At 61.8% G+C, this 26,028-nt stretch carries 24 protein-coding genes and 1 pseudogene; 9 read left to right on the plus strand and 16 right to left on the minus strand.

Annotation, left to right across the window (positions count from 1 at the left end; genetic code table 11):
* The first annotated feature begins 27 nt into the window (after nt 1-27).
* From hisI to FBY10_RS09590, 9 genes and pseudogenes are all read left to right on the plus strand, one after another.
* Nucleotides 28-420: a phosphoribosyl-AMP cyclohydrolase gene (gene hisI / locus FBY10_RS09555; RefSeq protein ID WP_012721796.1), complete on the plus strand. Its 393-nt coding sequence runs from the start codon at nt 28-30 to the stop codon at nt 418-420.
* A gap of 2 nt (nt 421-422) precedes the next feature.
* Nucleotides 423-755, plus strand: coding sequence for a phosphoribosyl-ATP diphosphatase (locus FBY10_RS09560; protein ID WP_027605032.1), 333 nt, complete (start codon nt 423-425; stop codon nt 753-755).
* A gap of 26 nt (nt 756-781) precedes the next feature.
* A complete protein-coding gene (locus tag FBY10_RS09565; RefSeq protein ID WP_003171180.1) occupies nt 782-1,060 on the plus strand; it encodes a twin-arginine translocase TatA/TatE family subunit in 279 nt (92 codons plus the stop codon).
* A gap of 10 nt (nt 1,061-1,070) precedes the next feature.
* The gene (gene tatB, locus FBY10_RS09570; RefSeq protein WP_131696881.1) at nt 1,071-1,481 is read left to right on the plus strand and encodes a Sec-independent protein translocase protein TatB; all 411 of its coding nucleotides are present in this window, start codon (nt 1,071-1,073) and stop codon (nt 1,479-1,481) included.
* On the plus strand, nt 1,478-2,269 hold the full coding sequence (tatC, locus tag FBY10_RS09575) for a twin-arginine translocase subunit TatC (RefSeq protein WP_027605034.1): 792 nt from the start codon (nt 1,478-1,480) through the stop codon (nt 2,267-2,269). The genes tatB and tatC overlap by 4 nt, the downstream gene beginning before the upstream one ends.
* The gene (locus tag FBY10_RS09580) at nt 2,266-2,973 is read left to right on the plus strand and encodes a 16S rRNA (uracil(1498)-N(3))-methyltransferase (RefSeq protein WP_131696882.1); all 708 of its coding nucleotides are present in this window, start codon (nt 2,266-2,268) and stop codon (nt 2,971-2,973) included. The genes tatC and FBY10_RS09580 overlap by 4 nt, the downstream gene beginning before the upstream one ends.
* A 203-nt stretch (nt 2,974-3,176) precedes the next feature.
* A pseudogene (locus tag FBY10_RS32140) lies at nt 3,177-4,097 on the plus strand (methyl-accepting chemotaxis protein); the annotation flags it as partial.
* A gap of 201 nt (nt 4,098-4,298) precedes the next feature.
* Complete coding sequence (locus tag FBY10_RS32145) at nt 4,299-5,003, plus strand: methyl-accepting chemotaxis protein (protein ID WP_371920970.1); 705 nt, start codon at nt 4,299-4,301, stop codon at nt 5,001-5,003.
* 165 nt (nt 5,004-5,168) lie between these two features.
* Nucleotides 5,169-7,076 carry a methyl-accepting chemotaxis protein gene (locus FBY10_RS09590; RefSeq protein ID WP_178116731.1) on the plus strand — a complete coding sequence of 636 codons (1,908 nt, stop codon included), beginning with the start codon at nt 5,169-5,171 and terminating at the stop codon, nt 7,074-7,076.
* A 12-nt stretch (nt 7,077-7,088) separates the two neighbouring features.
* On the opposite strand, the gene FBY10_RS09595 is transcribed toward FBY10_RS09590, so the two are convergent.
* From FBY10_RS09595 to FBY10_RS09670, 16 genes are all read right to left on the minus strand, one after another.
* Nucleotides 7,089-7,823: an amino acid ABC transporter ATP-binding protein gene (locus FBY10_RS09595; RefSeq protein ID WP_027605038.1), complete on the minus strand. Its 735-nt coding sequence runs from the start codon at nt 7,821-7,823 to the stop codon at nt 7,089-7,091.
* Nucleotides 7,816-8,775 (minus strand): amino acid ABC transporter permease, encoded by a 960-nt coding sequence (locus tag FBY10_RS09600; RefSeq protein WP_145335896.1) that lies wholly within the window; start codon nt 8,773-8,775, stop codon nt 7,816-7,818. The genes FBY10_RS09595 and FBY10_RS09600 overlap by 8 nt, the downstream gene beginning before the upstream one ends.
* 94 nt (nt 8,776-8,869) lie before the next feature.
* A complete protein-coding gene (locus tag FBY10_RS09605; protein WP_145335894.1) occupies nt 8,870-9,667 on the minus strand; it encodes a transporter substrate-binding domain-containing protein in 798 nt (265 codons plus the stop codon).
* A 210-nt stretch (nt 9,668-9,877) separates the two neighbouring features.
* Nucleotides 9,878-10,687 (minus strand): transporter substrate-binding domain-containing protein, encoded by an 810-nt coding sequence (locus tag FBY10_RS09610; RefSeq protein ID WP_131696885.1) that lies wholly within the window; start codon nt 10,685-10,687, stop codon nt 9,878-9,880.
* Nucleotides 10,688-10,874: 187 nt separating this feature from the next.
* Entirely contained in the window at nt 10,875-13,445 is a 2,571-nt protein-coding gene (gene mdoH / locus FBY10_RS09615) for a glucans biosynthesis glucosyltransferase MdoH (RefSeq protein WP_131696886.1), read from the minus strand.
* Nucleotides 13,438-15,117 (minus strand): glucan biosynthesis protein G, encoded by a 1,680-nt coding sequence (locus FBY10_RS09620; RefSeq protein ID WP_205885666.1) that lies wholly within the window; start codon nt 15,115-15,117, stop codon nt 13,438-13,440. Before FBY10_RS09620 ends, mdoH begins: the two co-directional genes overlap by 8 nt.
* Nucleotides 15,118-15,440: 323 nt before the next feature.
* Nucleotides 15,441-15,878 carry a D-aminoacyl-tRNA deacylase gene (dtd, locus tag FBY10_RS09625; protein WP_145335892.1) on the minus strand — a complete coding sequence of 146 codons (438 nt, stop codon included), beginning with the start codon at nt 15,876-15,878 and terminating at the stop codon, nt 15,441-15,443.
* On the minus strand, nt 15,875-16,846 hold the full coding sequence (pip, locus tag FBY10_RS09630) for a prolyl aminopeptidase (protein ID WP_027605045.1): 972 nt from the start codon (nt 16,844-16,846) through the stop codon (nt 15,875-15,877). The genes dtd and pip overlap by 4 nt, the downstream gene beginning before the upstream one ends.
* A 103-nt stretch (nt 16,847-16,949) precedes the next feature.
* Nucleotides 16,950-17,879 carry an alpha/beta hydrolase gene (locus tag FBY10_RS09635; protein ID WP_145335890.1) on the minus strand — a complete coding sequence of 310 codons (930 nt, stop codon included), beginning with the start codon at nt 17,877-17,879 and terminating at the stop codon, nt 16,950-16,952.
* Nucleotides 17,880-18,017: 138 nt separating this feature from the next.
* The gene (locus FBY10_RS09640) at nt 18,018-18,965 is read right to left on the minus strand and encodes a choline ABC transporter substrate-binding protein (RefSeq protein WP_131696890.1); all 948 of its coding nucleotides are present in this window, start codon (nt 18,963-18,965) and stop codon (nt 18,018-18,020) included.
* 131 nt (nt 18,966-19,096) lie between these two features.
* Nucleotides 19,097-19,897 (minus strand): N-formylglutamate deformylase, encoded by an 801-nt coding sequence (gene hutG / locus FBY10_RS09645; RefSeq protein ID WP_131696891.1) that lies wholly within the window; start codon nt 19,895-19,897, stop codon nt 19,097-19,099.
* Between the two features lie 11 nt (nt 19,898-19,908).
* Nucleotides 19,909-21,114, minus strand: a complete 1,206-nt coding sequence (hutI, locus tag FBY10_RS09650) for an imidazolonepropionase (RefSeq protein ID WP_145335888.1) — start codon at nt 21,112-21,114, stop codon at nt 19,909-19,911.
* A gap of 15 nt (nt 21,115-21,129) precedes the next feature.
* The gene (hutH, locus tag FBY10_RS09655; protein ID WP_131696893.1) at nt 21,130-22,668 is read right to left on the minus strand and encodes a histidine ammonia-lyase; all 1,539 of its coding nucleotides are present in this window, start codon (nt 22,666-22,668) and stop codon (nt 21,130-21,132) included.
* Between the two features lie 33 nt (nt 22,669-22,701).
* The gene (gene hutH, locus FBY10_RS09660) at nt 22,702-24,210 is read right to left on the minus strand and encodes a histidine ammonia-lyase (RefSeq protein WP_131696894.1); all 1,509 of its coding nucleotides are present in this window, start codon (nt 24,208-24,210) and stop codon (nt 22,702-22,704) included.
* A 117-nt stretch (nt 24,211-24,327) separates the two neighbouring features.
* Nucleotides 24,328-25,152: a glycine betaine/L-proline ABC transporter ATP-binding protein gene (locus tag FBY10_RS09665; RefSeq protein ID WP_051429333.1), complete on the minus strand. Its 825-nt coding sequence runs from the start codon at nt 25,150-25,152 to the stop codon at nt 24,328-24,330.
* A complete protein-coding gene (locus FBY10_RS09670) occupies nt 25,149-26,000 on the minus strand; it encodes a proline/glycine betaine ABC transporter permease (protein ID WP_032890174.1) in 852 nt (283 codons plus the stop codon). Before FBY10_RS09670 ends, FBY10_RS09665 begins: the two co-directional genes overlap by 4 nt.
* Nucleotides 26,001-26,028 lie beyond the last annotated feature (28 nt).

Below are 26,028 nucleotides of genomic sequence, written 5' to 3' on the forward strand. Positions count from 1 at the left end.
CACTGTCGCAAATTGCCGGAGCCGAAGATGAAAGACTGGCTGGACGAGATCAAGTGGGACAGTGACGGCCTGGTGCCGGCCATTGCCCAGGACTACAAGACCGGGCGCGTGCTGATGATGGCCTGGATGAACCGCGAGGCCCTGAGCCTCACCGCCACTGAGCAGCGCGCCATTTACTGGTCACGTTCCCGTGGCAAACTGTGGCGCAAGGGCGAAGAGTCCGGGCACGTGCAAACCCTGCACGAGATGCGCATCGACTGCGACGCCGACGTGGTGATCCTCAAGGTCGAGCAGATCGGCGACATCGCCTGCCACACCGGCCGCCACAGCTGCTTCTATCGCGTGTTCGAGAACGGCGAATGGAAGGTTGTAGAGCCGGTGCTCAAAGACCCGCACGCCATCTACTCCGCAGGACACTGACCATGAGCGATACCCTGAACCGTGTGGCCCAGGTGCTGGAGGACCGCAAAGGTGCGGACGCCGACAGCTCCTACGTCGCCAGCCTGTACCACAAGGGCCTGAACAAGATTCTGGAAAAACTCGGCGAAGAGTCCATCGAGACCATCATCGCTGCCAAGGACGCGCAAATCAGCGGCGATTGCAGCGATGTAATCTATGAAACCGCTGACTTGTGGTTCCATAGCCTGGTCATGCTCGCCCAACTGGGGCAGCATCCACAGGCCGTGCTGGATGAACTGGACCGTCGCTTCGGCTTGTCCGGGCATGCCGAAAAGGCCTCGCGCCCGTCCGCTTGAATAACTTTTACTAGAGGATTTGCAGCATGGGCATTTTTGACTGGAAACACTGGATCGTCATTCTGGTGGTGGTGGTACTGGTATTCGGGACCAAGAAACTCAAAAACCTCGGCACCGACGTGGGCGAGTCGATCAAGGGCTTCCGTAAAGCCATGAACGACGATGAGAAGCCTGCCGACCCGGCCGCCAATCCGGTGCCACCGGCCCAGCCTGTACACCCGCAGGCCACCCAGCCGATCACCGAGCGTCGTACCTTCGACGTGCAGGCTGAAAAAGTCGAAGAGCCGACCCGCAAAGACTCGTGAGCACTGACTAATGTTTGGTATCAGCTTCTCTGAACTGCTGCTCGTCGGCCTTGTTGCCTTGCTGGTACTGGGGCCGGAACGCCTGCCCGGCGCCGCGCGCACAGCCGGCCTGTGGATCGGGCGCCTGAAACGCAGTTTCAACGCCATCAAACAGGAAGTTGAACGGGAAATCGGCGCCGACGAGATTCGCCGCCAGCTGCACAACGAACATATTCTGTCGTTGGAGCAGGAAGCCCGGAAGATTCTGTCCCCGGTACAGGAACCCACCAAACCGGTGGAGCCTGTGGCCGAGCACAGCATCGCGCCCGCGGTTGAAACTACGCCCGCCGCCCCGACCCCGACCGCTCCAACCGAGCCTGCGCCGACGCCTGTTGCGTCGCCCGCGCCCCATGATCCTACATTGCCGCCGCGAGCCCCATGAGCGCTGATAAACCGGAAAACGACCAGCATATGCCGCTGGTCTCGCACTTGACCGAGCTGCGGACCCGCCTGCTGCGTTGCGTGGCGGCGATCTTCGTGATCTTTGCCGGGCTGTTCGCCTTCACCCAGCAGATCTACACCTTCGTCTCCACGCCACTGCGCCAGTACCTGCCGGCCGGTGCGACGATGATTGCCACCGATGTGTCATCGCCGTTCCTCACACCGTTGAAGCTGACCATGATGGTTTCGCTGTTCCTGGCGATCCCGGTGATCCTGCACCAGATCTGGGGCTTTATCGCGCCAGGCCTGTACAAGCATGAGAAGCGCATCGCGGTGCCGTTGCTGGTGTCGAGCATCCTGCTGTTCTACACCGGCATGGCCTTCGCCTACTTCCTGGTATTCCCGTTGATCTTCAAGTTCTTCGCGGCCGCCACTCCGGCCGGCGTGGAGATGATGACCGACATCACCAGCTACCTCGATTTCGTGATGACGCTGTTCTTCGCCTTTGGCGTCGCGTTCGAAATACCGGTGGCCGTGGTGCTGCTGGTGTGGATCGGCGTGGTCAACGTGCAGTACCTGAAGAAGATCCGCCCGTATGTGATCATCGGTTGCTTCGTGGTCGGCATGATCCTCACGCCGCCGGACATCTTCTCCCAGACCCTGCTGGCCGTGCCGATGTGGATGCTGTTCGAGATCGGCATCCTGTTCAGCGGCTTGATCAGCAAGCGTGGCGATCACCCGGATGACCAACCCGCCGACGACGACCAGCCGCCAGCGACCCAGCCGTGAACCTGCTGTTGCTGTTCGATGCCGACTTTATCGCGGCCGATCGAGTGATCCTGCGTGATCGGCGCCTGGTGCATATGCAGGAAGTCCACCGCGCCGCCGTGGGCGACAGCCTGCGGGTCGGGCGCCTTGGCGGGTTGATGGGCAACGCGCAACTGCTGCGCCTGGAAGCCCGCGAAGCCGAACTGCAAGTAAGCTTCGATCAACCGCCACCGGCCAAACTGCCCCTGACCCTGCTGCTGGCCTTGCCACGCCCGAAAATGCTGCGCCGGGTGCTGCAAACCGTGGCAGCCATGGGCGTGCCGAAAGTAGTGCTGGTCAACAGCTACCGGGTGGAAAAAAGCTTCTGGCAAACCCCCTTCCTGGAACCCGACGCCGTTCGCGAGCAACTGATCCTCGGCCTGGAACAGGCGCGGGACACGGTGCTGCCGGAAATCGTTATCGAAAAGCGCTTCAAACCTTTCGTCGAAGACCGCCTGCCAACCATGACCGAAGGCACCCTTGGCCTGATCGGCCACCCCGGCGACTACCCACCCTGCCCCCGTGGGCTGGATGAGCCCGTCACCCTGGCCATAGGCCCGGAAGGTGGCTGGATCCCCTATGAGGTGGACCTGCTGGCCAAGGCCGGCTTGCAGCCGGTGCAATTGGGCGCCCGCATCCTGCGCGTCGAAACCGCCGTCACCGCCCTGCTCGCCCGCCTGTTCTGACAACACCGCGGTCGGGGCTTGCTCCCACATTGGTACCGCGTCGCTACAGAATCCCGTGGGCAGGCCGATAACTCCTGAATAAGTCCAAGCCTTGTTCCAAGGGAGTTTGCAGCATGTATCGTTGGTTAGCCGAAAAACTGGGGAATGTCAGCGTCAAAACCAAGCTGGCCGTAGGCTTTGGCCTGGTATTGCTGTTGACCCTGATGATCACCTTCACTGGCTGGACCGGCCTGGGTGACGTGATCAACCGCGGTGACAAGCTGGGTTACATCTCCAGCCTCAACGGCCTGACCAAAGACCTGCGCCTGGCACGCCTGGACTATGAGATGCGCCGTGGCGAACAAGGCCCGACCGCGGTCAACGAATTGCTGAACCAGCTGGACAGTGGCTTGAAGACCGCACGCACCCTGATCGAACAACCCGCGGACACGGCCCTGGTCGATGAACAATTGGCCGCCGTGGACCAATACAAACGCGCGTTCAACGAGATGGTGCAGGCCGGCGCCAGCCGCGAAAATGCCCGCAGCAAGCTCGGCGACACGGCCGACAATGCAGTACTAAAGGTCGGCGAAGTGGAGAAATCCCTGCTGCAAGGCGACAGCGTCACGTTGTTCAACAGTGTGGTGGACTTGAGCAAGCTGATCCAGCAAGCACGCTTTCAAGTGCGCGGCTACACCTACAGCGGCAAGGTCGAAGCCGAGCAGCCGGCGCTGGATGCCATCGATAACGCCCTGAAAAAAATTACCAACCTCACCAGCCAGGTGCCTGATCAATATTCGGCCAACCTGCAACAGGCCAGCGTCTCGCTGCAAGCCTACCGCGCCGCTGTCAGCCAATACCGCGACTCTCAGGTGGCCAGCGCAGCGGCGCTCAAGACCATGTCTGCGCAGGGCGATATCCTGCTGGGCCACAGTGACAAACTGACGGTATCCCAGACGGCGGTACGCGATACGGATGCCGCGCAAGCCAAATACTTCCTGCTACTGGCTGCCGGGCTGGCGCTGATCTTCGGCCTGGTCGCGGCCTGGGCGATCACCCGTCAGATCATTATCCCGCTGAGCCAGACCCTCGAAGTTGCCGAGCGCGTTGCCTCGGGTGACCTGAGTCACAACCTCATTTCACTGCGCCAGGATGAATTGGGCCAACTGCAACGCGCCATGCAAAGCATGACTGTGGGCCTGCGCGAGTTGATCGGCGGCATCAGCGAAGGTGTCACCCAGATCGCCAGCGCCGCCGAGCAACTGTCGGCCGTGACCGAGCAGACCAGCGCCGGGGTCAACAGCCAGAAAGTCGAGACCGACCAAGTGGCCACCGCCATGAACGAAATGGCCGCGACCGTGCAGGAAGTGGCGCGCAATGCCGAAGAAGCGTCCGAAGCCGCCGCAGCGGCTGACCAGCAGGCCCGCGAAGGCGACAAGGTGGTCGGTGAAGCCATCGCCCAGATCGAACGCCTGGCCACTGAAGTCGGCAATTCCACCGTCGCCATGGCCGATCTGAAACGCGAAAGCGACAAGATCGGCAGTGTGCTCGACGTGATCAAGTCGGTGGCACAGCAAACCAACCTGCTGGCTCTCAACGCCGCGATTGAAGCAGCGCGGGCCGGTGAAGCCGGACGTGGCTTCGCAGTGGTGGCCGATGAAGTGCGCAGCCTGGCCCAGCGCACCCAGAAGTCCACCGAAGAGATCGAGGAACTGATTGCCGGCCTGCAAAGCGGCACCCAGCAGGTGGCGAACATCATGGACAATAGCCGTGGCCTCACCGATAGCAGTGTCGAGCTGACGCGCCGCGCCGGCAGCGCCTTGGAAAACATCACACGAACGGTATCGACCATCCAGGCGATGAACTCCCAGATCGCCACCGCTGCCGAACAGCAGAGCGCCGTAGCGGAAGAGATCAACCGCAGCGTGCTGAACGTGCGCGATGTGTCGGAACAAACGGCTGCCGCCAGCGAAGAGACCGCCACGTCGAGCACCGAACTGGCACGCCTGGGCACCCATCTGCAAACACTGGTCGGCCGCTTCCGGGTCTGACCCCCTCCCCGCGCGGCGACCTGTCCTGGGTCGCCACCTGCGACCTCTGAAATTTCCTACGCGTTTATCAGCCCCACCTCTGCGCCAAGAGAACTAGCGTTCAATTCAGCTCAATGTGCTTGCGCATGTCGAGAACGCCCATTGTTCACTTGTCGGAGGTTAATCATGCTTCGTCGAATGACTCATCTGTTGGGTGACGCCAGTGTCACCCTCAAACTCGCCCTGGGTTTCTCCTTGGTACTGGCCCTGAGCTTCGTGATTGCCGTGACCGGCTGGCAAGCCCTGGCTGCGTCCCTTTACCGCTCGCAAACGCTGACCGTACTCGCGCAACTGGCGGTGGCTGGCGAAGAACTGCGGGCCGACAGAATCATTTACCGCACCCTGGACGACCCCACCAGCTTCAATCGATTGAGTGTGAGCACGGTAAAGATCGACGGGCTTCTGGTGGAGCTTTCCAGCCGGCTCAAAGTGCCAAAATCCATTGGGTATCTGCAGGAAATGGCCCGCATCAATGCAACGTTCAAAACCACCCTCAAAGACGTACCCTCACTGGTTGAGAAACGCGAAAACGCCCGAGAGCAACTGAAGCAGACCACCACGCGGACCGGTGATGTCCTGGCCCAACTCGCAAGCGATCTCCCGGACCAGGACGACACAAAGGCCCTGGACGCCATCGAAGACCTGCGCCAAGCCATCGAACAGGCCGAAGATCGTGCCCAGAGCCCTGCCTGGGCCGCCAGTTCGCTGGATGCCTACGCCCAGGCCGTCAGCGACGCCGAGCGCAACCTCGAACTCGCCCAGGCAGCCGTGGCAAAACTGCCGGTCGATAGCGGCGTGCTGAAAAACGCCGTGCTCAGCATTCGCACCCACCTGACACGCCTCAAGGACACCCAACTCGCCACCGAAAACACGCAAAACCACTTGGAGCAGCAGTTAGATCAGTTGCTCGGGCAGAGTGATCTCTTGAGCCAGGACCAGACCCAACGACGCGACAGTGAAGCCGAGCAGGCCCGCACCCAAACCCTGGGCATTACTGCTGCTGCGTTGCTCTTCGGCGCCCTGGCCGCCTGGGTGATTGCCGGGCAAATCGTCAAGCCGCTGCGTAGGGCGCTGACAGTCGCCAATCGCATTGCCGAGGGCGACCTGAGCCAAGATGTGCAGACCCGACGCCGGGATGAGCTGGGCCAGTTGCAAAGCAGCATGACCCAAATGACGCTTAGCCTACGGGGGCTGATTGGCAACATCAGCGACAACGCGAGGCAAATCGCCAGCGCTGCCGAAGAACTTTCCACCGTGACCGAACAAACGCGTGCCGGGGTGAACAATCAGCGCGATGAAACCGAGCAGGTCGCAACCGCGATGAATCAGATGCTCGCCACCGCCCATGAGGTTGCGCGCCACGCCGAGCAGGCGTCGATCGCTGCCGGCCAGGCCAATCAACAGACTGAACTGGGCGATCAGGTGGTGACGGATGCCGTGGCGCAAATCGAGCACCTTGCCCATGAAATGGCGCGCGCAGGCCAGGCCATGATAGGACTGCAACGGGAAAGCCAGAAAATCAGCAGCGTGCTGGATGTGATCAAGTCTGTGTCACAGCAGACCAACCTGCTGGCGCTCAACGCCGCGATAGAAGCCGCTCGCGCCGGCGAGGCCGGTCAAGGGTTCGCGGTGGTCGCCGACGAGGTGCGCGGTCTCGCCCAGCGGACCCAGCAGTCCGCCGAGGAAATCGAAGAGCTGATTGGAGGCCTGCACAGCGGTACACAACAGGTGGCCGACATCATGGACTACAGCCGCACCCTGACCGACAACAGCGTCGGCCTGGCCCGCAACGCCGGGGACTCCCTCACGGAGATCGCCCGCACGGTGGCGGTCATCCAGGAAATGAACCCGCAGATCGCCGCCGCCGCCGAGGAGCAAAGTGCAGTGGCCGAAGAGATCAATCGCAGCGTATTGAAAGTGCGCGACGCCTCGGAGCAAGCCGCCGCCGCCAGTGAACAGACGGCAGCGGCCAGTATCGAACTGGCGCGGCTGGGAACGGATTTGCAGCAGTGCGTGGGGCGGTTCAAGGTATGAACGCCCCGCGCCCTATAGCACTTGACGCAGGAACGCCTGGGCGCGCGGGTCTTTAGGCGCCGCGAAGAACTCGGCCGGGGCCGCATCTTCGAGCAACTTGCCATGATCGAAGAACAGCACCCGGTCCGCCACTTCACGGGCAAAGCCCATTTCGTGGGTGACGCAGACCATGGTCATGCCTTCCAGGGCCAGGGTCTTCATGACATCCAGCACTTCACCAACCATTTCCGGGTCCAGGGCCGAGGTGGGCTCGTCGAACAGCATCACCTTGGGTTCCATCGCCAACGCCCGGGCAATCGCCACGCGCTGTTGCTGTCCGCCGGAAAGCCGTGATGGAAACTCGTTGGCTTTCTGCGCAATGCCGACCTTTTCCAGGAGTGCCAGGGCCTTGGCTTCGCGCTCTTTCTTGCCGCGCTTGCGCACGACTTTTTGCGCCAGGCACAGGTTCTCCAGCACCGTCATGTGGGGGAACAGGTTGAAGTGCTGGAACACCATGCCGACTTCACGCCGATAGGCGTTCACATCGGTTTTCGGGTCGGCCAGTTGCAAGCCATCGATGCTCACCGAACCCGAATCGAACTCTTCCAGGCCATTGAGGCAACGCAGGAACGTGGACTTGCCGGAGCCGGACGGGCCGATTACCACCAGCACTTCGCCCTTGGCCACCTGGGTAGTGACATGGTCCACCGCGCGCACCACGTGCCCACGGGTATCGAAGACTTTTACCAGATCGCGGACTTCAATCACTTTGGGCGAGCCTCCGCTCAAGCCGGCTGGCCATTTTCGACAGCGGCAGGTTGATCAGCAGGTACAACCCTGCAACGCAGAACAGGATTTCAAACGGCGAGAACGAGGTGGTGATCACTTCGCGACCGCTTTTGAGCAGCTCGGTAATGGCGATCACCGAGACCAGCGAGGTGTCTTTCACCAGACTGATAAATTGCCCCGCCAGGGGCGGCAGCACGCGCTTGAAGGCCTGCGGCAGCACCACATGGCGCATCGACTGGCTGGCGCTCAGGCCCAGGGAGCGAGCCGCCTCGTTCTGGCCACGGGTGATGGACTGGACACCCGCGCGGACGATTTCCGCTACATAAGCGCCGGTGAACAGCGACAGCGCGGCGATCCCGGCAAACTCCCGGGACAAGTTGAGCACCGTGCCGATAAAGAAATAGAAAATGAAGATCTGCACCAATAGCGGCGTACCACGCACCAGCTCGACGTAGATCGTCGACAGATCGCGCAGGGTCGGGTTAGTGGACAGTCGGCATAACCCGGTGGCAAGCCCAATCGCCAGGCCGAGGATCCCGGACACCACCGACAGCCACAACGTGGTCCACAAACCCCACATCAACGGGCCCAACGCCCAATGGCGGTTAACACCGATGACATCGCCTTCGGCCACATCATCGCCGCGCGCCACTTGCACGCTGTTGTCGGCCACACTCACGCGTTGTTCGACGCCGGCATCGTTGCGCAGGGTGACTTCGGCCACATCGCCTTTGCGGGCCAGCTCGACGACAGTCGAGATGTCTGCGGCACGCTGGGCCTCTTCGGCCTGGTAGGCGAAGTATTGCGGCACACGGTTCCAGCGCCATTCGTAGGACATCAGCGAGGTGGCGTAATACAACGCGCCGGCCAGGCCAACCAGCACAACCACGGTCAGCAGGTGCCAGGGCCATTGGGCTTTTTTCTGTTTCATTTACTCAGCATCCAAAAGAATCGTGGCACGCACACCTGAGGTGGCGAGCGGGCTTGCCACATCAAGCCCCCTCACAACAGAAAACAGTCCCGCTTTATTCCATGTCCTTGAGCCACTCGGAGCTCTTGAACCACTTGTCATGGATGCGACCGTAGGTGCCGTCGTTCTTGATCTGGTGCAGGAAGTTATTGATGAAGTTGATGCTGTCGTAGTCACCCTTCTTCAAGCCGAACGCCAGCGGTTCAAAGGTGAAGGGTTCTTCGAGGAACACCAGCTTGCCGTTACCGACTTTTTTCTCGGCGACCACGTTGTACGGCGCGTCATACACAAAGGCATCGGCCTTGCCGTTGACCACGTCCAGCACACCTTCCTGCTCGTTGTCATAGCCGTGGTACTTGGCCTTGGAGATCAGCTTCTTGGCGACCATCTCACCGGTGGTGCCGAGCTTGGAGGTCAGGCGGTATTTCTCGTCGTTCAGGTCTTTGTAGGACTTGATGGTGCCTTCCAGCTCCTTGCGGATCAGCAGGGTCTGGCCGACTACGATGAAGGGTTCGCTGAAGTTCAGGCGCAGGTTGCGTTCCTGGGTCAGGGTCATGCCGCTGCCGATCATGTCGAACTTGCCGGTCAGGAACGCCGGGATGATGCCGTCATAGCCGGTGGACACCAGCTCCAGCTTGACGCCCATGGACTTGGCCATGGCCTTGAGGATGTCGACTTCGAAGCCGATGATTTCCCCGCGCTTGTCGGTCATTTCAAACGGCATGTAGGTCGGGTCCATGCCGACTTTCAGCGTGCCGCGCTTGACTGCATCGTCGATGGCACCGGCCTGGGCGGCATTGGCCGCGACCAGCGCGGTGACGCCGAGCAGCAGCATCGAAAGATACTTTTTCATCATCAAGTCCCCTGAACGATTCTTATAAGGTCGGCGCGCAAAAGGGCTGCACCAATTCGGGGTGCGATCCTAACCCACTCATTGCCCGTCACAAAGGTTTCACGGGTAATTGTTATCTGCGTATGTCGGAAAAGCCCCACAACGGTGCGGCCAAATGCAGGGATAGACACTTGCGTCGGCCACATCGGCAACGGATTGATGTGTAAGAAGTTATGACTTCCAGTCAACCTCAACCATCCAGTCCATGTCCTTGAACCACTTGTCGTGCAAGCGATCGTAGGTCCCGTCCTGGGCGACCTGATTGAGGAAATGGTTGATCCAATTAAGGCTGTCAAAATCGCCTTTCTTCACGCCAAACGCCAAGGGTTCAAAGGTGAACGGCTGTTCAAGCGCCAGCAGCTCACGGTTTTCCGGCAAGCTCAGGGCAATCAGGTTATACGGCGCATCATAAATAAAGGCATCGGCGGCGCCGTTCACCACTTGGCGCACGGCTTCCTGTGGCGTTGCAAAAGCGCTCAACCGCGCCGCCCCCAGGAATCGTTGCGCCGCTGCCTCGCCAGTGGTGCCTTGGACGGTGGTGACCCGGTAAGTGGCGTCGTCCAGGTCTTCAACACTGGTGACCTTGCCCCTCAGGCTGGGGTGCAGCAACACGGTTTGCCCCACCACGATAAAGGAGTCGCTGAAATTGAGCTTCAGGTTGCGCTCCTGGGTAACGGTCATGCCGCTGCCGATCAGGTCGAACTTTTTCGCCTGCAGCCCAGGCAGCAGCTCGGTGTAGGGCACGCTGACCAATTCAAGCTCGACGCCCAGGGCCTGGCTCATCACCTTGAGCAGGTCGATTTCAAAGCCAACGATACGCCCCTGTCTATCGGTCATTTCAAAGGGGATGTAGGTGGGCGTGGTGCCAACTTTCAGCACACCACGCCGAACCGCGTCGTCGATGGCACCGGCCTGCACCAGACCTCCGTGAATCAATGCAATAACGCCGATCAGCAATGCCGAACAATACCTTTTGATCATGAATCCCCCTGTGACCGAGTCAAATTTGGGGGGCGATCCTACCCCACTCACGGGCACGTAAATACGCCTCGAACAAGGGTCTTTTGTTTCGAAATAACAAGGAGTTAGGGCGATAAAGAAGAAGATGGAAACGCTGTAGGACCAGCGCTTCGAACGCCCCCGAAGTGAACCCTCGGGGGCGCCTGAATCAGGCCGGTTGGGCCTGGGATGACAGCGGTTGCAGCGGCAGCAAAGGCGCGTGCGGGTCGGCCTTGATCGAATCACGCCAGGCAGCGAGCCACTCGGCATGCCCTTCGCTCCAGATCTGCTCGTGCAAGCGGGCCAGGGCTACCGGGTCGCTGAGCAACGCCAGGCGTTCGCCGTTGTTGAGGCCGGCAGGGCCGACTTTCAACGCGTGGCGCACACGTTCGGCACGCAGGTACTCGATCGGCTCGGCCTGACCGTGACGCGAGGTTGCCAGGGCACAGGCCAGGGCGTTCTGCTGCGGGTCGACCACCGAGCGCACAAAGCCATCTTTCAGCGCGTGCCAACGGTTTTCGTGGGTGTACTTGTCGGTGGACAGCAACGCCTGTGGCGGATTGTATTCCTCAGGGATCAGGAACAGGCTCTCGTCGCGGGACTTCAAGCCGAGGTTGACCCGGCTGGAAATCACCGACACCGGGATCGACAGCATCAACGAACCCACGATCGGTACCAGCCACCACAGGAAGCTCGGGTTCAGCCACACCACCAGCAGCGCCCAGAAGAAGCCCAGCAAGGTCTGCGTGCCGTGACGCTTGATCGCTTCGCCCCACGGCGTGGAGTCGTCGTCCCGCTGCGGCGAGTTCCAGGTCGCGGCCCAGCCGAGGAACGCGGCGAGCACGAAACGGGTGTGGAAAATCATCCGCACCGGCGCCAGCAGCATGGAGAACAGCATCTCCAGCAGCATCGACATGGTCACCTTGAACTTGCCGCCGAACTCTTTAGCGCCCTTGGCCCAGATCAGGATGATGCTCAGCAATTTCGGCAGGAACAGCAGCACGATGGTGGTGGAGAACAGCGCCACCGCCTTGTCCGGATGCCATTGCGGCCACAGCGGGTACAACTGGCGTGGCGCCATGAAGTACTGCGGCTCCATCAGGGTGTTGACCGCCAGCAAGGCCGTCGACAGCACCAGGAACAGGAACCACAACGGTGCCGACAGGTAGGACATCACGCCGGTCAGGAACACCGCGCGGTGCACCGGGTGCATGCCCTTGACCAGGAACAGGCGGAAGTTCATCAGGTTGCCGTGGCACCAGCGACGGTCACGCTTGAGTTCATCCAGAAGGTTCGGCGGCAGTTCTTCGTAGCTGCCCGGCAGGTCGTAGGCAATCCACACGCCCCAGCCGGCACGGCGCATCAGCGCCGCCTCAACGAAGTCGTGGGACAGGATGGAACCTGCGAATGCACCTTTACCCGGCAATGGCGCCAGGGCGCAGTGCTCGATAAACGGTTTCATGCGGATGATCGCGTTGTGACCCCAGTAGTGGGATTCACCCAGCTGCCAGAAGTGCAGGCCGGCGGTGAACAGTGGGCCGTACACGCGGGTGGCAAACTGCTGCATGCGCGCATACAGGGTGTCCATGCCCGACGCACGTGGCGCGGTCTGGATAATCCCGGCATCCGGCGTGGCTTCCATCAGGCGCACCAGGCTGGTCAGGCATTCGCCGCTCATCACGGAATCGGCGTCGAGAACGACCATGTACTTGTAGTCACCGCCCCAACGACGGCAGAAGTCGTCGAGGTTGCCGCTTTTACGCTTCACGCGACGGCGACGGCGGCGATAGAAGATCTTGCCGAAGCCACCCGCCTCACGGCAGACGTCGAGCCAGGCTTGCTGCTCGGCGATGCAGATGTCGGCTTCGTTACTGTCGCTGAGCACAAAGAAGTCGAAACGATCGAGATCACCGGTAGCGGCCACCGATTCGAACGTCGCGCGCAAACCGGCGAATACGCGCGGCACGTCTTCGTTGCAGATCGGCATGACCAGCGCGGTGCGCGCGTCTTTCGGGATCGGCTCATCGCCGGCACTTTTACCGGAAATCCGGTATTTATCGTGGCCGGTGAGCAGTTCGAGGAAGCCCATCAATGCGGTCCAGAAACCGGCCGAGACCCAGCAGAACAAGATCCCGAACATGATCAGGATGCTGGTTTGCAGGGCGTAAGGCAGCACCTGAGTGGCGGTTTGCAGCAGGGTCTGGCTGCGGATTTCGTCGAAGTCGACCAGCGACCAGCCTTGGTACGGCATGATGCCTTTCATGTACCAGCCGGCCACGATGGTCTGGCCGAGCATCAGCACCAGCAGAATGTAACGCCGAATCGAACCCACGGTACGCCAGCGGGCTGCCGGCAATACGCGCTCATCCTTCGGCGGGGCCGGCGGATTGCTGCGGCCGGTGATCCGACGCCAGCCGCGCACCAGGATATTGGTGCGCCAGGGTTCAGGCACCACGCGGGTACGCCGAATCGGCGGCGTGGCTTTGAGGCACACACGCCCACTGGCGTCGACCCCCAGCATTTCAGCGTCTTGCAGCTCTTCAGCCGTACTGAGGGTCAACCGGCGACCCACCGACGCCTGGGCGGCGTCGACAGGCGCATCAAACACTTTGGACGACAAGCGCTCATGCAACTCGGTGAAGGATGTGCAGCCCGCCAACTCGGCGCGCTGCTCAGCGGTCATCGGAAGATGCGCCAGGTACTCGGACAGAGTCTCTGGCTGGATTTGAGAATTACTCATCGGCAGGCAACTGATAGCTCCAGGTTTCGGTCAGGACTTGCTCGGTCTTGATCGGCTCCGGTGTGGCTGGGGCAGCTTCTGGCTGCTTGGCTTCCTTGTCTTTCGCGTCTTTCTTGGCCTGTTTCTCGTGTTGCTTGGCCAGGACCTTGTCGGCCTTGAGCACTTGAGTCGAAACCTTCTCGGGCTCGGGCTGCACGATGTCCTGCACCAGCGACGCACGCATCTCGGTAGGCTTGCTTGCGTCCTTGATCTTCAGGCGCAGGGTCAGGCGCCAGCCTTTGGTGTGCTCGTTGTAACGCACGCTGTTTTCTACCAGTTCAGCGTTGTCACCCACGCTCACCTGGCTGCGCACCGGGGCGTCCGGCAGCAGTTTTTTCAGGGCCGGGCCTTCGAAGTCCACCAGGTACGCGACGCTGCCATCCGGCTGACGGATCAGGTTGGATTGCTTCACGTCACCGGTGGAACGCAGGGTCTGCTTGACCCAGGCGCTGTCCGGCGAGTGGAACGCGGCGTCGTCGAGGGTCCAGTGCAGGCGATAGGCTACGTCGAGGGGCTTGCCGACTTCCGGCAGTTCGGCCGGGCTCCAGAATGCAACGATGTTGTCGTTGGTTTCATCGGCAGTCGGGATCTCGACCAGATCGACGGAACCCTTGCCCCAGTCGCCTTCAGGCTCGATCCACGCGCTTGGGCGCTTGTCGTAGTTGTCGTCGAGGTCTTCGTAGTGGCTGAAGTTGCGACCGCGTTGCAGCAGGCCGAACCCACGCGGGTTTTCCACGGTGAAGTTGCTGACCGACAGGTGTTTAGGGTTGTTCAGAGGGCGCCAGATCCACTCGCCATTGCCGGCATGGATCGACAGGCCGCTGGAATCGTGCAACTCGCGACGGTAGTTGAGCACCTTGGACGGCTGGTTGGCACCAAACAGGAACATGCTGGTCAACGGGGCAACGCCCAGCTTGCTGACCTTGTCACGCAGGAACATCTGGGATTTCACATCGACAACCGTGTCGGTGCCCGGACGCAGGATCAGGCGATAGGCACCGGTGGCGCGTGGCGAATCCAGCAAGGCGAAGATCACCAGGTGCTTGTCACCCGGTTTTGGACGCTCGATCCAGAACTCGGTGAAGCGCGGGAATTCTTCACCCGACGGCAGCGCGGTATCGATCGCCATGCCACGGGCGGACAGGCCATAGACCTGATCCTTACCGACGACGCGGAAATAGCTGGCGCCGAGCATGGTCATGATTTCGTCTTGCTTGTCGCCCTTGTTGATCGGGTACAGCACACGGAAACCGGCATAACCCAGCTGTTCGGTGGCTTTAGGATCAAACTTCACGCCGCCGAAATCGAAGCGAGCCGGGTCGTATTTGATTTCCTGGACGCTGTCGGCGGTCACTTCGTTGATTTTCACCGGTGTATCGAAATGCATACCCTGGTGATAGAAGGACAACTTGAACGGGGTGTTTTGATCGGCCCATTCGGCTTTTTCGTTGCGGAAACGAATCTTTTGGTAGTCCGCGAACTTCATTTCGCGGAATTCGTTCGGCAGATTGCTGCGCGGAGCTTCGTATTTCTGCCCGGCCAGCTCTTTTGCCTTGGCCGACACATCGTCCAGACTGAATGCCCACAGTTGACCCGCGCCGAACAGGCAAAACAGGGCAGAGCCCGTCACCAGTGCGTTTCGTAACCGTTTGGCAGACAATTTTGGTGCATTACAGGGACTAACAATCACGAGCAACCCTCGCCGAAAACAGATCAAAAAACCAACGGCCAGCTATCTATATGCCAGGTTGGCGAGCATTGTTCCGACTCCCCTGGGGCAAAATGATTCCCCTGAGGCCGTCGGACAAGTCTCTACCTAAGTCAAAAATGGACCAAACAACGCTGATCCCCGTAGCGCGCGATTATCTAGTAGCCCGCGAAACAACGCATCAGGGACAACGAAGTATTTGTAGCGAAACCCTACGTTTTTAGGCATTAAAGTCGTTTTTAATACATTCATGTCTGCAAGAGAAAGGTCACAGGGCCATCATTGACCAAATGCACCTGCATATCTGCGCCAAAACGCCCCGAGGCCACCTTGCCATGCAATTGTTGCGCTTGTAACAGCAAGTGATCAAAAAGCGCCGCTCCCAGGGCCGGCGGCGCAGCGGTGGAGAAGCTTGGCCGCAGGCCGCTCTTGGTATCCGCCGCCAGCGTGAACTGCGACACCAGCAGCAATCCCCCCTCGATATCCTTCAACGACAGGTTCATCTTGCCCTCGTCGTCGCTGAACACCCGGTAGTTAAGCAGCTTGTGCAGCAGTTTGTCGGCGCTCTCGGGCGTATCTGAAGGTTCGACGGCCACCAGCACCAGCAAACCCTGTTCGATCGCCCCGACAATTTCGCCCGCCACTTCGACCCGGGCGCCGCGCACCCGTTGCAGCAGGCCCTTCATGCTTCTTCTGGCGGTAGATCAAGCAGGCGCCGTGCCATTTCGCCGGTCGCGCGTACCAGTGCATCGGTAATACCAGGCTCGGACGCCGCATGGCCCGCTTCACGGATGACCTGCAGCTCGCTGTTCGGCCATGCCTGATGCAGCTCCCAGGCGTTATCCAGCGGGCAGATCATATCGTAGCGGCCATGGATGATTACGCCAGGCAGATGGGCGATCTTGTGCATATCGCGAATCAGCTGGTTGGGCTCCAGGAAGGAGTTGTTGGTGAAGTAGTGGCACTCGATACGCGCAATGGACAGCGCACGCTGAGGCTCGGAAAAACGCTCCACGTGCTGCGGGCTCGGGCACAGGCCCAGCATGCGCCCTTCCCAGCCGGACCAGGCCTTGGCGGCGTGCATCTGGGCGATCTGGTCGTTGCCGGTCAGGCGTTTGTGGTAGGCCGCGATCATGTCGTGACGCTCATCGGCAGGAATCGGCGCGATGTAGTCCTGCCAGTAATCCGGGAACAGGCGGCTGGCACCAGCCTGGTAGAACCATTCGATGTCCTGCGGGCGGGCGAGGAAAATACCGCGCACGATCAGGCCATGCACACGTTCAGGGTGGGTTTGCGCGTAGGCCAGGGCCAGGGTCGAGCCCCAGGAGCCGCCGAACAGCACCCATTTGTCGATGCCAAGATGTTCGCGGATGCGCTCAAGGTCGGCGACGAGGTCCCAGGTGGTGTTGTTTTCCAGGCTGGCGCGCGGGGTGGAACGGCCGCAGCCACGCTGGTCGAAGGTAACGATGCGGTACAGGTTGGGATCGAAATAGCAGCGGCTCTGGGCATCGCAACCGGCGCCAGGGCCACCGTGGATGAATACGACAGGCAAGCCTTCGGGGGAGCCACTTTCATCGACGTAGAGCGTGTGGGTGTCATCGACGGCCAGATCGTGCCGGGCGTAGGGTTTGATCTGCGGGTACCAAGTCTGCATTGCGCGCTCCGTAGGGGGTCGGGTTCATCCCTGGGGGGACGTCTTTTATTTTGCCGTCTGGCACTATAAACCCGAATTGTGCAATGAGCATGTCCTTGAGCGCTTAGACCTGTGTCAGCCCTTCACTCCTCAGGTAATTCAGCAGATAACCGTACAGCCGATCCACCTCCGGGGCCTGGCCGCGCGCGCGTAAACAGCCGTGGACCAGGCCTTTGCCCGGATACAACAGCGCAGGCACGCCAGCCTGTTGCAGGCGCTCGGCATACAGCACGCCGTCGTCGCGCAGCGGGTCGAATTGGGCCACGGCGATCAAGGCCTTGGGCAAACCACTGAAATCCTCGGCCAGCAGCGGCATGGCATAGGCTGACGCCGTGCCCGAACCACGCAGGTAAAGCGCGAGGTAGCCATCGGTGTCGGCACTGCTGAGCAACGGCGCGTCCCTGCAGTCACAGCGCGATGGCAAATCGGCCGGGCCGCCCAGTCCGGGGTAAATCAGGACCTGTACGCGCGGCATAGGCTGGCCATCATCGCGCAAGCCCAGGCACAACGCCGCCGCCAGGTTACCGCCCGCACTGTCACCCACCACCGCCAGGCGTTGCCGGTTGATGGCGTGCGGGCACTCCCCTGCCTGGATCGCCTGCCACACCGCGCGGCAATCGTCGTAGGCAGCCGGGAACGGGTGCTCGGGCGCCAGGCGGTAGTCGATGGCGATTACCAGCACCTGAAGGGCATTGGCCAGCTCGAAACAGATGAAGTCGTGGGAATCCAGGCCGCCGACCACCCAACCACCGCCATGTATATAGAGGAGGCATGGCCAGCCATCGGCGGGTGGCGGTGTTGACGGCAGATAGCTGCGTGCGCCCACGCCGGCCAGGGTGAAGTTCGCAAGCTGCAAGCCTTGCGGTTTCGGCGGGGTGAATGCCTGGCACATGCGGTCGTAACTTTGGCGCAGGCCCGCCGGGGAAGAGTCGTTGCCGGCGAAGGACGTGGTTTTTTCGATGAAGGCGGCGAGTTGCGGGGATAGTGGGTACATACGCAATGATCTCTGGCACAGCAGGTTCAAGGCCTGCGGGGGCTTGCTTGCGATTGTGGTGGATCAGTCACCGGATAGGGTGTGAGGCATGGCGCTATCGGGGGCAAGCCCCCTCCCACCGTTGGGGCTGCATTTGGCTTAGGGTTTGAGGTAGGCCTGGAGCGACGCCAAGCCATCGCTACCATCAAATGCTGTAACCCCGGCCAACCAGCGCTGCAAATCCTCGGGGTGGTCGCGCAGCCATTGCCTGGCCACGTCCTGTGGTGACTGGCGCTCCATGATCGGCACCATGAGCTGGCTTTCCTGGGCGGCGGTGAAGGTCAGGTTTTCCAGAAGCCGGTTCGCATTCGGACAACGCTCGGCAAAATCCGGTGCAGTGACGGTGGAGACCGTGGCGCGCCCTTCGTCAGGACCGAACACATCTTCGCTGCCCGTGAGATAGGCCATTTTCATGTTGATGTTCATCGGGTGCGGGGTCCAGCCGACAAACACCACGAACTCCTTGCGGTTCACCGCGCGTTGCACGGCGGCCAGCATGCCCGCTTCACCGGAGGCCACCAGCTTGAAGCCGCCCAGGCCGAAATGGTTGGTGTCGATCATTTTCTGAATATCGGTATTGGCGCCGCTGCCGGGTTCGATGCCGTAGATCTTGCCGCCGAGTTTGTCCTTGAAACGGGCAATATCGGCAAAGGTCTTCAGCCCGGCGTCGGCCACGTATTGCGGCACGGCCAGGGTGGCCTGGGCGTCGGCCAAGCTGGGCCTATCAAAGACCTTGACCTGCCTGGCGGCCAGGAACGGCGCGATGTTGTTGTCCATCGCGGGTTTCCAATAGCCGAGGAACACGTCCAGGCGTTTGTCGCGAATGCCGGCGAAGATGATCTGCTGCACAGCACTGGTCTGTTTGCTGTCATAGCCCAGGCCGTTGAGCAGCACGTCGGCCATGCCCGAGGTGGCGACCACATCGGTCCAGCTGACCACGCCCATGCGGATGGATTTGCAGGAGGCCGGCTCGGCGGCCAGGGCTTGGGCACTGAGCAGTGCCGCGGCGGTGAGGGTCAACAGGTAACGGTTGAACAGTCTTTTCATGAAAGAGGTCTCACTCGGCAGCTTTTATTGTGGGAAGTGGCGTCTGGTGCGCCGTATCCACAACCTTACCGAGCGAGGCCTCTCTCAACACGACCTGTGGCGACTGTGAGTTGCACAGAGGCGACCGTTCGTCACCCGTAGCGCTTGCGCCCCCACGCCAGCAAGCCTTCCAGCAACTGCTTCAACACCACTTGCGTCGGCTCGGCCAGATCCGGGCGATAGCGGAACGGCTCGAACTCCTCCATATACGTGCTCTGGCATAACTCCAACTGCACGGCATGGATATCCTGCGCCGGGTTGCCGTAATGGCGGGTGATATGGCCGCCCTTGAAGCGCCCGTTCAAGACGTGGGTGTACTGAGGATGGGTGGCGCAGATGGCCTCGAGCTGGCTGGCCAGTTCCGGATCACAGGCGGCGCCGTTGAAGGTGCCCAGGTTGAAGTCCGGCAGTTTGCCGTCGAACAGGTGCGGGATCACCGAGCGGATCGAGTGCGCATCGAACAGCAGCGCATAACCGAACTCGGCCTTGAGCCGTGCCAGTTCTTCTTGCAACGTGCGGTGGTAAGGGCCCCATATTTTTTGCAGGTAGCTGGCGCGTTCGGTCTCGCTCGGCTCCAGCCCCTCGCGGAACAACGGCACGCCGTCGAACAACGTGGCCGGGTACAGACCGGTGGTGGCGCCTGCATACAATGGCTTGTCGTCGGACGGACGATTCAAGTCGATGACGAACCGCGAATACTCGGCCGACAAGGTGCTGGCGCCCAGTTCATCGGCGAAGTCATACAGCGTGGGGATGTGCCAATCGGTGTCCGGCAGGCTTTGCGCTTCGGGGATCAACCCGGCTTCCACCGCAGGCGTCAGGCGCAGCCCGGCGTGGGGCATGCTGATCAGCAGCGGCACACGGCCTTGTTTGAAGTTCAGAACCTTATCCACAGCAATGCTCCTTACACAGTGACGTCGACGCCGTGGCGCACGACGCGTTTATCCAGCTCGCCACCCAGCCAGTAGGCCAGGTCGGCGGGGCGATCAATCTGCCAGGCGACAAAGTCAGCGACCTTGCCCACTTCCAGGGCCCCGTGGGTGTCGCCCATGCCAAGGGCGGTGGCCGCATGTTGCGTGGCACCGGCCAGGGCTTCTTCCGGGGTCATGCGGAACAGGGTGCAGGCCATGTTCAGCATCAGGCGCACCGACAACGCTGGCGAGGTGCCTGGGTTGAGGTCGCTGGCGATGGCGATCTTCACGCCGTGCTTGCGCAGGGCGTCCATCGGCGGCAGCTGGGTTTCGCGCAGGAAGTAGAACGCGCCCGGCAGCAAAACGGCGACGGTGCCGGCAGCGGCCATGGCGATGGCGTCTTCTTCGGTCATGAATTCCAGGTGGTCCGCCGACAGCGCGTGGTAACGCGCCGCCAGGCTGGAGCCGTGCAGCGACGACAACTGCTCGGCATGCAGCTTCACCGGCAGGCCGAGTTGCTGGGCGACCTTGAACACGCGCTCGACCTGCTCGGTGGAAAACGCCAGGTATTCGCAGAACGCATCCACCGCGTCCACCAGCCCTTCCGCCGCCAAGGCCGGCAGCATCTCGGCGCAGATGTGCTCGATGTAATCGTCGGCGCGATCCTTGTACTCCGGCGGCAATGCATGGGCCGCCAGGCACGTGGCGCGCACGCTGACCGGCAGCGCGTCGCCAAGGCGCCGAGCCACCCGCAACATCTTGCGCTCGTTGGCCAGGTCCAGGCCGTAACCGGACTTGATCTCCACCGTGGTCACGCCGTCGCGCAGCAGGCTGCGCAAGCGCTTGTGGGCGCTGGCGAAGAGTTCATCCTCCGTCGCGGCACGGGTGGCGCGCACGGTGCTGGCAATACCGCCGCCCTTGGCCGCAATGTCGGCATAGCTCACGCCTTCGAGGCGCTGCTCGAATTCGCCGCTGCGATTGCCACCAAACACCGTGTGGGTGTGGCAGTCGATCAGCCCGGGAGTGACCCACGCGCCTTGCAGGTCATGCACCTGGGCGTAATCCGCCGTCGGTACTTCGCTGCGCGGGCCGATCCACTCGATGAGCGAACCTACGGTGACCATGGCCGCATCCTCGATGATCGAGTATTTGCCCTGGGCCATGGTTGCGACGTGGCAGTGCTGCCAAAGGGTTTTCATCCGACACTCCTAGGGTTACAGGCTCGGCAGCAACTTGGCCGGCACCAGCTCATTCAAGCAGCGGCTGGCGAGCAGCTCGCTGGCGGCGATGATGTCCGGGGCGAAGAAGCGGTCCTTGTCATAGAACGCCACTTTGGCGCGCAGGATGCCACGGGCTTTTTCCAGTTTCGGCGAGGTTTTCAGGCCTTCACGCAGGTCCAGGCCCTGGCACGCAGCCAGCCATTCCACCGCAAGGATGCCGCGCGTGTTCTCGGCCATTTCCCACAGGCGCTTGCCGGCTGCCGGGGCCATCGACACGTGGTCTTCCTGGTTGGCGGACGTCGGGATGCTGTCGACGCTATGGGGATGGGACAGTGCCTTGTTCTCGCTGGCGAGTGCTGCAGCGGTCACCTGGGCGATCATGAAGCCGGAGTTCACCCCACCATTGCCCACCAGGAACGGCGGCAGTTGCGACATGTGCTTGTCCATCATCAGCGAGATACGACGCTCGCTCAGGGAGCCGATTTCAGCGATGGCGAGGGCCATGTTGTCAGCGGCCATGGCCACCGGTTCGGCGTGGAAGTTGCCACCGGAGATCACGTCCCCCTCAGCGGCAAATACCAACGGGTTATCGGACACGGCGTTGGCTTCGACCACCAGCACCTCGGCCGCCTGGCGCAACTGAGTCAGGCAGGCGCCCATGACTTGTGGCTGGCAGCGCAGGGAGTACGGATCCTGCACCTTGTCGCAGTTCTGGTGCGACTGCGACACCTGGCTGCTCTCACCCAGCAGGTCACGGTAGGCCGCAGCCGAATCGATTTGCCCACGTTGACCGCGAGCCGCATGAATACGTGCGTCGAACGGCGAGCGCGAGCCCAGCACCGCTTCCACGGTAAGGCCGCCGCAGGCCAGGGCACCGGCGAACAGGTCTTCGCCTTCGAACAGGCCACGCAAGGCATAGGCGGTGGACACCTGGGTGCCGTTGAGCAGCGCCAGGCCTTCCTTGGCGGCGAGTGTCAGCGGCGTCAGGCCGGCGACTTTCAGCGCGTCGGTGGCCTCCAGCCATTCGCCCTTGTAGCGCGCCTTGCCTTCGCCCAGCAGCACCAGGGACATGTGGGCCAACGGCGCCAAGTCACCGGAAGCGCCCACCGAGCCTTTCAACGGAATATGCGGGTACACCTCGGCGTTGATCAGCGCGATCAGCGCGTCGATCACCTGCCGGCGAATCCCGGAGAACCCACGGCTGAGGCTGTTGACTTTGAGCACCATGACCAGCCGTACCAGCGCATCGCTGATCGGCTCACCGACGCCGGCGGCGTGGGACAACACCAGGGAACGCTGGAGGTTTTCCAGGTCTTCGCTGGCGATGCGAGTCGAGGCCAGCAGGCCGAAACCGGTGTTGATGCCATAGGCGGTGCGGTTCTCGGCGAGAATCTGCTCCACGCAGGCCACACTGGCTTCGATCTGGGCCGAGGCACTGTCATCCAGACTGAGGGTTACCGGCTGCTGGTAGATGGCTCGCAGTTGGGCAAGGCTCAGTTGGCCTGGAATCAGGTTTAGCGCAGTCACATTCATACTCCTTGTGAATTATTCTTTTGAAATACGTGTTCAGTGCAGATTCGGTAATGCGGTGTCCTTGAGCACCTTGGCGGCAGCCGCAATATCCGGCGCCAGCCAACGGTCCTGCTCATAGGCGGGTACCACTTCACGCAGCAGGCGCCAGGCCCTGTCGGTGCCCGCCCCGAAGCGTTGGTCTTTCAGGAATTCGAAGGCCTGGGCCGCCAGCAGGTACTCGATGGCGAGGATCTGGGTGACGTTGGCCAATACCTGGTGCAGCTTGAGCGCGGCGTTGGTGCCCATGCTCAGGTGGTCTTCCTGCAGACCCGAGGTGACGAAGTTGTCGAGCACCGCCGGTTGCGCCAACTGGCGGTTCTGTCCGCACAGTGACGCGGCGACGTACTGCACGATCATCATCCCGGAGTTGACCCCGGGGTTGCTCACCAGGAACGCCGGCAGGCCGCTGACGTGCGGGTTGATCAGGCGGTCGAGGCGGCGTTCGGCGACCGAGCCGATTTCGGCCATGGCAATCGCCAGCATGTCGGCGGCCAGGGCGACGGACTGGCCGTGGGGGTTGGCCTGGGACACCACGCGGTAGTGGTCCGGTGTGCCGAGCACCAGCGGGTTGTCGGTGACGCTGTTGAGTTCGGTCTCGATCTGGCGAGTCGCGTGCTCCACCTGGTCGCGCGCCGCGCCGTGGATCTGCGGGATCGAGCGCAGGCTCAGGGCGTCCTGGGTGCGGATACCTTTGCTGCTGGCGATCACTTCACTGCCATCGAGCAACGCACGCAGGTTGCTGCCAACATGCTGCATGCCCGGGTGCGGCTTGAGGGCGATGATTTCTTCGTCGAAGGCGTCGATCTGGCCGCGCTGGGCCTCAAAGCTCATGGCGCCGATCACGTCGGCCCATTGCAGCAAATGATGGGCGTCGGCCAGGGCCAGGCAGCTCAGGCCGGTCATGCACGGCGTGCCGTTGACCAGGCACAGGCCGTCCTTGGCGCCGAGCACCACCGGCTGCAAACCTTCTTCGTCCAGGGCCTGTTGCGCCGGGACGATCTGGCCGCGATAGCTCACATCACCGACACCCAGCAGCGCCACGCCGACATGGGCCATATGGGTCAGGTAACCCACCGAGCCCTGGGACGGTACTTGCGGCGTGATGCCGTGGTTGAGCAGTGCCAGCAGCGAATGCACCACCTGCGGATGCAGGCCGGATTTGCCGTGGCTGTAGTTGATGACCGCCGCGCAGATAATCGCGCGGGTCTGCTCGTCGCTGAGGACCGGGCCGACGCCGCAGGCGTGGCTCAACAGGGTATTGCGCGACAGCTGGCTCAGTTGCTCGCCTTTAAGCGACACGTTGCACAAGGCGCCCAGGCCGGTGTTCACGCCGTAGGCACGTTCGCCGCTGGTGACGATGCGCTGCACGATGGCCTGGGCATTGTCGATACGCGCCCAGGCCTGGCCCGAGAGTTCAAGCACCGCGCCGTGACGGGCCACGGCGACCACGTCCTGCCAGCGCAGGGGGGTGTCGGCGATGATGATTTTTGCTGCCTGGGACATTGTTGACCTCTTCATATTCTCTACAGCTTCGCCGGCCTCATCGGGGGCAAGCTCCCTCCCACTGGGGAATGCATTCCAAATGTGGGAGGGAGCTTGAGCCTCACCACAGAACCCGGGTCAGACCACCGCCGCGCGTCGCTGAACAAACCGATCCACATACTCATCCGCCGGCGAATGCAGGATCTCCCGCGGCGTGCCGACCTGGATCAGCCTGCCGTCCTTGAGGATCGCGATGCGGTTGCCGATACGCACGGCCTCGTCGAGGTCGTGGGTGATGAACACGATGGTCTTGTGCAGGGTCTTTTGCAGCTCGAGCAACTGGTCTTGCATTTCGGCGCGGATCAGCGGGTCGAGGGCGCTGAACGCTTCGTCCATCAGGATGATGTCGGTGTCAGCGGCCAGGGCGCGGGCCAGGCCGACACGCTGGCGCATGCCGCCGGAGAGCTGGTGCGGGTACTTGTTTTCGTAGCCCTTGAGGCCCACGGTTTCGATCCAGTGCAGCGCGCGTTCAGCGCAGACCTGCTTGGTTTCGCCACGCACCTTGAGGCCGTAGGCGACGTTGTCGAGCACGCTCTTGTGGGGCAGCAGGCCGAAGCTCTGGAACACCATGCTGATCTTGTGTCGACGGAATTGGCGCAGGGCGTCCATGTCCAGTTGCAGGATGTCTTCGCCGTCCACCAGGATCGCGCCGCTGGTGGGGTCGATCAGGCGGTTGAAGTGGCGCACCAGCGTGGATTTACCCGAGCCTGACAGGCCCATGATCACGAAGATCTCACCGGTGCCGATGCTCAGGGACAAATCGTTCACGCCGACCACGCAACCGGTCTCGGCCAGCACCTGGTCCTTGGTCTTGCCCTGGCCAACCATCGCCAGCGCCTCCTTGGAGCGGGCGCCAAAGATCTTGAAGACGTTTTTAACTTCGATTTTGCTGACAGTAGTCATTTGCTCGCCTCATGCCGTGGACGACCATAGGCCTGGGTAATGCGGTCGATGACCACTGCGAGAATCACGATCGCCAGCCCGGCTTCGAGGCCACGGCCGACGTTGAGGGTCTGGATGCCGACAAGCACGTCTTCACCCAAGCCACGGGCGCCGATCATCGAGGCGATCACCACCATCGACAACGCCATCATGGTGGTCTGGTTGATACCGGCCATGATGCTCGGCAGCGCCAGCGGCAATTGCACGCCGAACAGCTGTTGCCAGCGGTTGGCACCGAAGGCGTTGATAGCCTCCATGACTTCGCCGTCGACCTGGCGAATCCCCAGGTCGGTGAGGCGAATCAGCGGCGGCGCGGCGTAGATCACCGTGGCGAAGATCGCCGGCACCTTGCCCAGGCCAAACAGCATCAGCACCGGGATCAGGTACACGAAGCTGGGCATGGTTTGCATGATGTCGAGCAACGGCATCAGCACCGAGCGCAGGCGATTACTGCGCGCCGACAGGATGCCCAGCGGGATGCCGATCAACACCGAGATCACCGTGGCGACCATCATCAGCGCCAGGGTCTGCATCAGCTTGTCCCACAGGCCAACCGCGCCCACCAGGAACAGCAGACCGACGATCACCGCCGTGGTCACCACCTTGCGAGTGGCATGCCAGGCAACACCGCCGACGATGGCCAGCATCAGCCACCAGGGGGCTGCACGCAGCAACCCTTCCAGGTTGACGATGGCCCACAGCAGGGTGTCGGAGATTTGCCGGAACACATCGCCGTAGTTGGTGACCAGTGAATCCACCCAACCGTTGACCCAGTCGGCGATGGAAAACGTAAAACTCTCAGGAAACATAGCGTGCTCTCGATCCAATGGGTTGTAG

Origin of the sequence: Pseudomonas sp. SJZ103, assembly GCF_007828335.1 — a bacterium.
Classification (GTDB): Bacteria; Pseudomonadota; Gammaproteobacteria; order Pseudomonadales; family Pseudomonadaceae; genus Aquipseudomonas.